Consider the following 9601-nt stretch of genomic DNA (forward strand, 5'->3'; position numbering starts at 1 on the left):
TGGCTTGTCGGGAATTTACGACTGTGGAGTGTACAGGAACTTGTAAGTAGTGAATTATTTGATAATCACAAAAGCATACACGGTGAAGCAGTAACTACAAATCGTGAGATTGTAGCTATTCATCTAAGCATATACTTGTTGGTATATGTTTTAGCAGCAGGAACTATGGATTACAAGAACGCAGGTGTTGATATCGAAGCAGGCTACAAGTCAGTTGAACTGATGAAGAAACATATCGCAAAAACCATGAGACCGGAGGTACTGGGAGGAATCGGCGGATTTTCCGGAGCTTTTTCCATGAGCGCATTTAAGAACATGGAGGAACCTACACTGGTATCCGGTACAGACGGATGCGGAACCAAGGTAAAACTTGCCATGATCATGGACAAACATGATACCATAGGAATCGATGCAGTTGCCATGTGTGTAAATGACATTGCATGTGCAGGCGCAGAGCCGCTGTTTTTCCTGGATTACATTGCATGCGGCAAGAACTATCCGGAGAAGATCGCTGAGATTGTAAGCGGCGTGGCAGAGGGCTGTGTACAGTCTGGTGCGGCACTGATCGGTGGAGAGACAGCAGAGCATCCTGGACTTATGCCGGAAGATGAGTACGATCTTGCCGGATTTGCAGTAGGTGTGATCGACAAGAAGGATCTTCTCACAGGAGAAGAACTGAATCCTGGAGATGTGCTGATCGGTATGGCTTCTACCGGTGTCCACAGCAACGGATTCTCTCTTGTCCGCAAAGTATTCGAGATGACAAGAGAATCTCTTGACACTTACTATGATGAACTGGGAACAACACTTGGTGAAGCACTGATCGCTCCGACCAGGATTTATGTCAAAGCACTCAAGAGCATCCGCGATGCAGGCGTGAGAATCCATGCATGCAGCCATATCACAGGCGGCGGCTTCTACGAAAATATTCCGCGTATGCTCAAAGAAGGCACACATGCAGTTGTAGAGAAGGACAGCTATCCGGTTCTTCCAATTTTTAAACTTCTTGCAAAAAAAGGTAACATCGAAGAGAAAATGATGTATAATACATTTAACATGGGTCTTGGAATGGTCCTCGCAGTAGCTCCTGAGGATGTAGACAAGACGATGGAAGCAATCCGCAAAGAAGGAGATACTCCTTACGTAGTAGGCCGCATTGAGGCTGGCGAAAAGGGAGTGACCTTATGTTAAAACTGGGTGTTCTGGTATCCGGAGGCGGTACAAATCTCCAGGCGATCATGGACGCAATCGATGCAGGTGTGATCACCAATGCAGAGGTTGGTCTCGTGGTCAGCAACAACAAGGGTGCGTATGCCCTCAAGAGAGCGGAGAACAAGGGAATCCCTGCCAGATGCATTTCTCCGAAGGACTATGCAGACAGAGAAGAATTTCATAAGGCACTTCTGGCAGAGCTTCAGGAGAACCAGGTAGATCTTGTTGTGCTTGCCGGATTTCTGGTGGCAGTGCCGTCGATGATCGTGGAAGCATATCCAAATCGGATCATCAATATCCATCCGTCACTGATTCCGTCTTTTTGTGGAACAGGATATTATGGACTTCATGTCCATGAAGGTGTCCTTTCCAGAGGCGTCAGGGTGACCGGTGCGACGGTTCATTTTGTAGATACAGGTACAGATACCGGTCCTATCATTCTTCAGAAGGCGGTAGAGGTACACCAGGGAGATACCCCGGAAGTACTTCAGAGACGTGTTATGGAAGAGGCTGAATGGAAGATACTGCCGGCTGCGATCGATCTGATCGCCAATGGCAAAGTATCCGTACAGGACGGTAAAGTTATCATCAATAATTGATTTTCTGCAGAGGAGCGAAAGATATGAAAGTATTAATTGTTGGAAGCGGCGGAAGAGAACATGCAATTGCCTGGAGCGTGGCCAAGAGCCCGAAGGTAGACAAGATCTACTGCGCACCGGGAAATGCAGGAATTTCTGAATATGCGGAGTGTGTAGACATCGGAGCAATGGAATTTGAGAAACTTGCTGATTTTGCGGAGAAGAATTCTGTTGATCTTACAATTATCGGAATGGATGACCCGCTGGTTGGCGGTGTTGTAGATGTGTTCGAGACACGCGGACTCAAGGTGTTCGGACCTCGCAAGAACGCAGCGATCCTGGAGGGATCCAAGGCATTTTCCAAAGACCTCATGAAAAAATATGGAATTCCGACAGCGGGATACGAAAACTTTGACGATCCACAGAAAGCACTGGATTATTTACATACACAGGTCAAGTTCCCGATCGTGCTCAAGGCAGACGGGCTTGCACTCGGCAAGGGTGTTCTGATCTGCAATACTCTGGAAGAAGCAGAAGCCGGAGTTAAGGAGATCATGGAGGACAAGAAGTTCGGCAGTGCAGGAAATACAATGGTCATCGAGGAATTTATGACAGGACGTGAAGTGTCTGTCCTTTCCTTTGTGGATGGCAAGACGATCCGTCCGATGACATCCGCACAGGATCATAAGCGTGCCAAAGACGGAGATCAGGGACTGAACACAGGCGGTATGGGTACTTTTTCACCGAGCCCGTTTTATACAGAGGAAGTGGATAAGTTCTGTAAGGAGCATATCTACCAGGCAACGGTTGATGCGATGGCAGCAGAGGGACGTCCATTTACAGGAATCATTTTCTTTGGACTGATGCTGACAGCCGACGGACCGAAGGTCCTGGAGTACAATGCACGTTTTGGTGACCCGGAAGCACAGGTTGTTCTTCCGAGAATGAAGACAGACATCATCGAAGTGATGGAAGCTTGCGTAAATGGAACTCTGGATCAGGTAGATCTTGAGTTTGAGGATAATGCAGCTGTCTGTGTCGTTCTGGCAAGTGATGGATATCCGGTAAAATACGAAAAAGGAATTCCAATGCATGGATTTGAGAACTTCAAGGACAAAGAAGGCTATTACTGCTTCCATGCAGGAACCAAATTCAAGGATGGCGAGATCGTTACCAACGGCGGCCGTGTCCTTGGAATCACTGCAACTGGAAAGGATCTTAAGGAAGCCCGTAAGAATGCTTACGAGGCAACAGACTGGATCCAGTTTGCAAATAAATATATGCGCCACGACATAGGAAAGGCTATTGACGAGGCCTGAAAGGACAAAATATGGGAACAAGTGTAGAAGAAACAATTAAGGAAATTCAGGGAAGGGAGAATATTTTTGTAGCATACTCTCAGACTACGAAGCTTCCTTATGTAACCTGTGGGGAAGAATCATTCAACGACCAGGCATGGTTTTTCACAGAGGAAGAAGCAATCAAAGAATTTGGCAAAAAGAAAATCGAAGAAAAAGTTCTCCTTATGGGAATGCGTTACGAAAAGAAAGATTTCCCTAAGATGTACGGTCTGTTATTCTCTATCGGTGTAAACACGATCATGTGGAATGATGGCGGTGAGCAGATGGAGATCGATCTTGAAAGAATCGTAAGAAAGCCGGATCTCAGCAAAGTAGAGCCGCAGAAGCGTCCGCTGATCAATCCGACACTGCAGCTTTCCGGAATCTACTTCATGCAGGAACTTCGCCGTCCGGTACCTCAGGAAGAGCACAAGAACTTAAGAGCACTGGAAGAAGAAGTGATCGTAAACTTAAGAAAATCAGATTTTCTTGTTGCAATGCAGCGCAAGGGAGATGAGCCGGACAAGATAAACATTCCTTACCTCAAGAACAAAGAAGGTAAGATCCTTCAGCCGGTATTCTCCGATGTTATGGAATTTGAGAAATTCGCAAAAGGAAAGAAACTTCGTATTGCCAAAGTACCATTTAACAAACTTCCAAATATCCTGATCGAGCAGGCAGAATCACTGGTTATCAACCCTATGGGATTCAATCTTGTTCTCAACAGAGACCAGCTCAAAAAAATAATTGGTTAAAAATATAAGTATAAGAAACAGGCAGTCTTCGGGCTGTCTGTTTTTTATATCTTTTCACGCGGGGATTAGACAGGATAAACTTTATAAAATTATACTTGCAAAATCCAGATTATGTGCTACCATATGTATAACATGATGTTATTATGAAAGATAAGGGGCTGAGGATTATGGTCATTGAAATAGACTTTAACAGTGATGAGGCTATTTATGTGCAGTTGATGAATCAGATCATCATGGGAATTGCCACATCCAGGCTTCAGGAGGGAGATCCGCTTCCTTCTGTGCGACAGCTTGCAGATACCATCGGCATTAATATGCATACTGTGAACAAGGCATATTCCCTGCTTCGGCAGGAAGGCTTTGTAACGATCGACCGCCGCCGTGGCGCGATCATTGCGATTGATGTGGACAAGATGAAGGCACTGGAAGAAATGAAACAGAATCTCATGGTAGCCCTCGCAAGAGGATACTGCAAAAATATTTCCAGAGCAGAAGTTCACGATCTGATCGATGAGATTTTTGACGAATATGGAATAGAATAGCATAAAAAGAGGAGGCAGGAATGCAGGAGAAATTTACCAGACAGGCAAAGGCAGCACTGAAACTTGCGGAAAGTACAGCCCGATCCTGGAAACATTCATATATTGGGACAGAACATATACTGGTAGGACTTCTTGATGAACAGGAAGGAACTGCAGGTAAGATTCTGGAAGAATTTGGCGTAGACAGGGAAAAACTGGAATCCCTGATCACGAAATTGATCGCACCATCCGGAGTGCTTGTAGCAGAAAAATCCGCCGGCTACAGTCCAAGAGCACAGAAAGTCAGAGAACAGGCAGTCAAAGAAGCCGAGAAGCAGAAGGAAGATCTGGCAGGAACAGAGCATCTGCTTTTGGCAATGCTCAAAGAGACAGATTGTGTAGGAACCAGACTTCTGTATACCATGGGTGTAAATATCCAGAAATTATACAGCGCAGTTCTCGCGGCGGCAGGGATTGATACAAATGCAATTCCGGAAGAATTACAGATGCCAAAGAACCAGAAGGGAAAACAGGGATCCACAACACCGACGCTGGATCAGTACAGCCGTGATCTGACGGCAATGGCAGCAGATGGAAACCTGGATCCGGTAGTAGGCAGGGACAAAGAGATTGCCCGCCTGATCCAGATATTAAGCAGAAGAACAAAAAACAACCCATGTCTGGTAGGTGAGCCAGGCGTCGGAAAGACTGCAATCGTAGAAGGGCTTGCACAGAGGATCATTTCTAGCATGGTTCCGGAGTCTGTCAAAAACAAGAGAGTCGTAGTCCTTGATCTGTCCGGAATGGTGGCAGGAAGCAAATATCGTGGAGAATTCGAGGAAAGAATCCGAAATGTGATCAATGAAGTACGCAGCAATCAGGGAATTCTTCTTTTTATTGATGAGCTGCATACGATCATTGGCGCGGGCGGTGCAGAGGGAGCATTGGATGCTTCCAACATTCTGAAACCATCTCTTTCCAGAGGCGAGATCCAGCTGATCGGAGCAACGACCCTGGAGGAATACAGGAAATACATTGAGAAAGATGCCGCTCTGGAGAGACGTTTCCAGCCAGTGACAGTAGAAGAACCGTCAGAGGAAGAAACCATCGAGATCCTTAAGGGACTGCGCCCGTATTATGAGAAGCATCATGGCGTGGTGATCGAGGACAGTGCACTTGAAGCAGCAGTAAAAATGTCCGAACGTTACATCAATGACCGTTTTCTGCCGGATAAGGCCATCGATATTATCGACGAGGCAGCTTCCAAAGTACGTCTCAGCGGCTACCGCATGGCACCGGAAGTAGATGCCATGGAAGTGGAACTCCACGAGATCCAGAAAGATAAGGAAAAAGCTGTCAAGCAGGCAGATCTTTCCCTGGCAAAAGAACTTCAGGCGCGCCAGCGTGAAATAGAAACAGAAATTTCCAAATATAAAGAAAAAGAAGAACGCAGAAACAAAAGAAAGAAAATATCTGTGACAGAGGCATCTGTGGCAGACATCATTTCCGACTGGACCAAGATCCCGGTACAGCGTCTTACAGAGGGTGAAACGAAACGTCTTGCACGTCTTGAGAAAGAACTTCATAAACGTGTGATCGGTCAGGAAGAAGCAGTAAAGGCAGTTGCACAGGCAGTCAAACGAGGCCGTGTCGGTCTCAAAGATCCAAACCGCCCGATCGGTTCCTTCCTTTTCCTTGGACCTACCGGTGTAGGTAAGACCGAACTTTCCAAAGCGCTGGCAGAGGCCGTATTTGGAAGTGAGCAGGCAATGATCCGTGTTGATATGTCTGAGTACATGGAGAAACACAGCGTATCCAAACTGATCGGATCACCTCCGGGATATGTAGGATACGATGAGGGCGGGCAGCTCAGCGAAAAAGTACGCAGAAATCCATACAGTGTGCTTCTGTTTGATGAGATTGAAAAGGCACATCCGGATGTGTTTAATATTCTTCTTCAGGTTCTGGATGATGGACATATCACAGATGCACATGGACGAAAAGTGGACTTCAAGCAGACGATCATCATTATGACATCCAATGCTGGTGCGCAGGCGATCATTGAGCCGAAGAAGCTTGGCTTCCTTTCCAACAATGATGAGAAGCAGGATTATGAACGCATGAAATCTGGTGTTATGGAAGAAGTCCGCCGTCTGTTCAAACCGGAGTTTTTGAACCGTATTGACGAGATCATGGTATTCCATCCACTGAACAAGACACACATCAAAAAGATTGTCAACATCATGCTCAAAACACTGGAAAAACGCTGTAAAGAACAGCTTGATATCCAGCTTAAGATCACAGAATCTGTCAGGGATTTCCTTGCAGAAGCAGGTTTTGACAGCAAATATGGGGCCAGACCATTAAGAAGAGCTATCCAGACAAAACTGGAAGATCCGATGGCAAATGCACTTCTCGAAGGAACCATCAAAAGAGGAGATACCGTCCGGATCCAGCTTCATCAGAAAGAGATCCGTTTTACTCCACTTTCAGAAGATGAGAAGAAACCAAAATCTAAAAAAGCTATAAAATCTTAAACAGGATACTGGTCAAAAAAAGTGGTCAATGTTATAATAAAAAGACACTAAGGAGCAATCCACAGGTGTCGAAAACACAACAGAAAAGTCTTAGGGAGGACATTGGTTATGGCAGTAGTAAAGGAACTGATCCGTACAGAAGAGAATCAGAGCATCAGCTTTGGCAATTATGAATTGCCACAGAAATCCAAGGTATCAGATTTCGCACATCAGGGAGATATGTACAAGGTAAAAACATTCAAAGAGATCACCAAACTCGAGAGAAATGGCATGTTTGTATATGAATCCGTACCGGGAACTGCTGTATTTTCTCTGAAACAGGACGGCTCCAGCATGAGTTTTGACGTAGAAGGAACTGAGGATGCACAGATCACCGTAGAGATGGAAGCAGATACAGAATATGATATCTCCATCGATGGCGCAGATGCAGGCAAAATGAAAACAAACCTTGGCGGTAAGCTTTCTTTCAGTGCAGAACTGGGAGGCGACAAAGCCGTACATGTTGAGATCAAAAAATGCTAAAAAATAAAAAGACTGTTTATTTTTGTCAGGAATGCGGATATGAATCCTCCAAATGGATGGGACAGTGTCCGGGCTGTAAGGCATGGAATACTTTCGTAGAGGAGACGGTTTCCACGAAGAAATCTTCTTCATCCGGTAGCAGTTCCTTTCAGAATCCGGGGAAGCGTCCGGAACCAGTTCGTCTGAAGGACATTTCACTGTCAGAGGATGAACGGCGGCTGACAAAGATTGGCGAGCTTGACAGAGTGCTCGGGGGCGGGATCGTCCCCGGCTCTCTTGTTTTAGTGGGTGGAGATCCGGGAATCGGAAAATCCACCCTTCTTTTACAGGTGTGCCGGAATCTTGCACTATCAGGAAGCAATGTACTGTATATTTCAGGAGAGGAATCCCTGCGCCAGATCAAGCTCCGCGCAGAACGAATCGGAGAATTTAATGAGAAGCTGCAGCTTCTGTGTGAGACAAATCTGGAAACGATCCGCGAAGTGATCGAGCGCAAGAAGCCGGATACCGTTGTGATCGATTCCATACAGACTATGTTTCATGAGGATATCAGTTCTGCACCGGGAAGTGTTTCTCAGGTAAGAGAGTCCACCAATATCCTGATGCAGATTGCCAAGGGACAGGGCGTATCGATCTTTATCGTAGGTCATGTGACCAAAGAAGGAAACGTGGCAGGTCCCCGTGTGCTGGAGCATATGGTAGATACCGTGCTTTACTTTGAGGGAGACAGACATGCTTCCTATCGGATCCTGCGTGCAGTCAAGAACCGTTTCGGTTCTACCAATGAGATCGGTGTATTCGAAATGCGAAGCACAGGACTTGAGGAAGTTAAGAATCCGTCAGAATTTATGCTGAATGGAAAGCCCAGCGACACTTCCGGGTCGATCGTGGCATGTTCTATGGAAGGAACACGGCCGATCCTGGTGGAGATACAGGCATTGGTATGCCAGAGCAATTTCGGAATTCCGAGAAGAACAGCAGTGGGAACAGACTTTAACAGAGTAAACCTTCTGATGGCAGTTCTGGAGAAAAAAGTCGGCATCCATCTGGCAGCCTGCGATGCCTATGTCAATATTGCAGGTGGAATGAAGATGACAGAGCCGGCGATCGATCTCGGGATTTCACTGGCAGTCGTTTCAAGCTGTAAGGATATCGTCATACCGGATTCTGTGATCGCATTTGGCGAAATTGGTCTGAGTGGAGAAGTGCGTGCTGTGAGCATGGCAGGACAGCGTGTCGCAGAAGCGAAGAAACTCGGTTTTGAAACAGTGATCCTGCCGGAAGTATGCAGGTCAGCTACAGAGAAGATCAAAGGGATCAAACTGGTATACGTTTCCTGGATTCAGGATGCGATACGTTTTATCATGCAGAAATAAAGTTGCTGTGAACAGTAACGAAATAAATACCAAGGGGGAAAAGATGAAGGCAGTTGTATTTGATATGGATGGAGTTATTTTTGACTCAGAGACGCTTGTGTTCCGTATGTGGAAGGTTGTGGCAGAGAAATATGGAGTCGCAGATATAGAGGAAACCTGCAGGGCATGCCTGGGGATCAATGCTACAGTGACCAGAGAAATTTTTTTCGAGCGTTATGGACAGGATTTTCCATATGACAAATACAAAAAAGAAATGTCAGATCTTTTCCACGCAAATGCAGCAGGAGGGAAGCTTCCGAAGAAACCGGGGATCCGGGAACTCCTGGAATATCTCCGCAGAGAAAATATAAAGACAGCGGTAGCTTCCTCCACAAGAAGAGATCTTGTGACGAGAGAACTCGAGGAAGGAGGCTTGCTTTCCTATTTCGATGAGATCGTATGCGGGGATATGGTCAGTCGGAGCAAACCGGAGCCAGACATCTATCTGGAAGCCTGCAGACGCCTTCAGGAGCGGCCTGAGGACTGCTATGCGATCGAGGACTCCTACAATGGAATAAGATCCGCCAAAAGAGCCGGAATGCACCCGATCATGGTGCCGGATCAGGCAGCTCCAACAGAAGAAATGGAGGAGCTGGCAGACAGCATCTTACCTTCTTTACATGAAGTTCAGCAGTACATCGACAAAAATTGCAAAAAAATCTAAAAAAGGTGTTGACAGATTGGTTTTATAGTGGTATTCTAACTGAGCTGTCACGAAGAA

At 46.2% G+C, this 9601-nt stretch carries 9 protein-coding genes; all 9 read left to right on the top strand.

What is annotated here, in order from left to right:
* Positions 1 to 165 precede the first annotated feature (165 nt).
* The 9 genes from purM (at position 166) to DXC01_RS08305 (ending at position 9544) form a co-directional block, all read left to right on the top strand.
* Positions 166 to 1191 carry a phosphoribosylformylglycinamidine cyclo-ligase gene (gene purM, locus DXC01_RS08265; protein WP_118698687.1) on the top strand — a complete coding sequence of 342 codons (1026 nt, stop codon included), beginning with the start codon at positions 166 to 168 and terminating at the stop codon, positions 1189 to 1191.
* Positions 1185 to 1811: a phosphoribosylglycinamide formyltransferase gene (gene purN, locus DXC01_RS08270; protein WP_118698688.1), complete on the top strand. Its 627-nt coding sequence runs from the start codon at positions 1185 to 1187 to the stop codon at positions 1809 to 1811. Before purM ends, purN begins: the two co-directional genes overlap by 7 nt.
* 23 nt (positions 1812 to 1834) lie before the next feature.
* On the top strand, positions 1835 to 3109 hold the full coding sequence (gene purD, locus DXC01_RS08275; RefSeq protein ID WP_118253051.1) for a phosphoribosylamine--glycine ligase: 1275 nt from the start codon (positions 1835 to 1837) through the stop codon (positions 3107 to 3109).
* An 11-nt stretch (positions 3110 to 3120) separates the two neighbouring features.
* On the top strand, positions 3121 to 3885 hold the full coding sequence (locus DXC01_RS08280) for an SseB family protein (protein ID WP_022214729.1): 765 nt from the start codon (positions 3121 to 3123) through the stop codon (positions 3883 to 3885).
* Positions 3886 to 4052: 167 nt separating this feature from the next.
* Positions 4053 to 4427 (top strand): GntR family transcriptional regulator, encoded by a 375-nt coding sequence (locus DXC01_RS08285; RefSeq protein WP_022214730.1) that lies wholly within the window; start codon positions 4053 to 4055, stop codon positions 4425 to 4427.
* Positions 4428 to 4447: 20 nt separating this feature from the next.
* Positions 4448 to 6943 (top strand): ATP-dependent Clp protease ATP-binding subunit, encoded by a 2496-nt coding sequence (locus DXC01_RS08290; protein ID WP_118698689.1) that lies wholly within the window; start codon positions 4448 to 4450, stop codon positions 6941 to 6943.
* Between the two features lie 108 nt (positions 6944 to 7051).
* Complete coding sequence (locus DXC01_RS08295; RefSeq protein ID WP_022214732.1) at positions 7052 to 7465, top strand: hypothetical protein; 414 nt, start codon at positions 7052 to 7054, stop codon at positions 7463 to 7465.
* The gene (gene radA, locus DXC01_RS08300) at positions 7459 to 8841 is read left to right on the top strand and encodes a DNA repair protein RadA (protein WP_118253055.1); all 1383 of its coding nucleotides are present in this window, start codon (positions 7459 to 7461) and stop codon (positions 8839 to 8841) included. Before DXC01_RS08295 ends, radA begins: the two co-directional genes overlap by 7 nt.
* A gap of 43 nt (positions 8842 to 8884) precedes the next feature.
* Complete coding sequence (locus DXC01_RS08305; RefSeq protein ID WP_022214734.1) at positions 8885 to 9544, top strand: HAD family hydrolase; 660 nt, start codon at positions 8885 to 8887, stop codon at positions 9542 to 9544.
* The last annotated feature ends 57 nt before the right edge of the window (positions 9545 to 9601 follow it).

The sequence above is a fragment of the Blautia sp. OM07-19 genome, from assembly GCF_003481595.1.
Classification (GTDB): domain Bacteria; phylum Bacillota; class Clostridia; order Lachnospirales; family Lachnospiraceae; genus Blautia_A; species Blautia_A intestinihominis.

Excerpts from the sequence above, each read along its gene's own strand:
- DXC01_RS08305 (WP_022214734.1), top strand. The coding sequence starts at position 8,885 with ATGAAGGCAGTTGTATTTGATATGGATGGAGTTATTTTTGACTCAGAG.
- radA (WP_118253055.1), top strand. The coding sequence starts at position 7,459 with ATGCTAAAAAATAAAAAGACTGTTTATTTTTGTCAGGAATGCGGATAT.
- DXC01_RS08280 (WP_022214729.1), top strand. The coding sequence starts at position 3,121 with ATGGGAACAAGTGTAGAAGAAACAATTAAGGAAATTCAGGGAAGGGAG.
- DXC01_RS08285 (WP_022214730.1), top strand. The coding sequence starts at position 4,053 with ATGGTCATTGAAATAGACTTTAACAGTGATGAGGCTATTTATGTGCAG.
- DXC01_RS08290 (WP_118698689.1), top strand. The coding sequence starts at position 4,448 with ATGCAGGAGAAATTTACCAGACAGGCAAAGGCAGCACTGAAACTTGCG.
- purM (WP_118698687.1), top strand. The coding sequence starts at position 166 with ATGGATTACAAGAACGCAGGTGTTGATATCGAAGCAGGCTACAAGTCA.
- purD (WP_118253051.1), top strand. The coding sequence starts at position 1,835 with ATGAAAGTATTAATTGTTGGAAGCGGCGGAAGAGAACATGCAATTGCC.
- DXC01_RS08295 (WP_022214732.1), top strand. The coding sequence starts at position 7,052 with ATGGCAGTAGTAAAGGAACTGATCCGTACAGAAGAGAATCAGAGCATC.
- purN (WP_118698688.1), top strand. The coding sequence starts at position 1,185 with ATGTTAAAACTGGGTGTTCTGGTATCCGGAGGCGGTACAAATCTCCAG.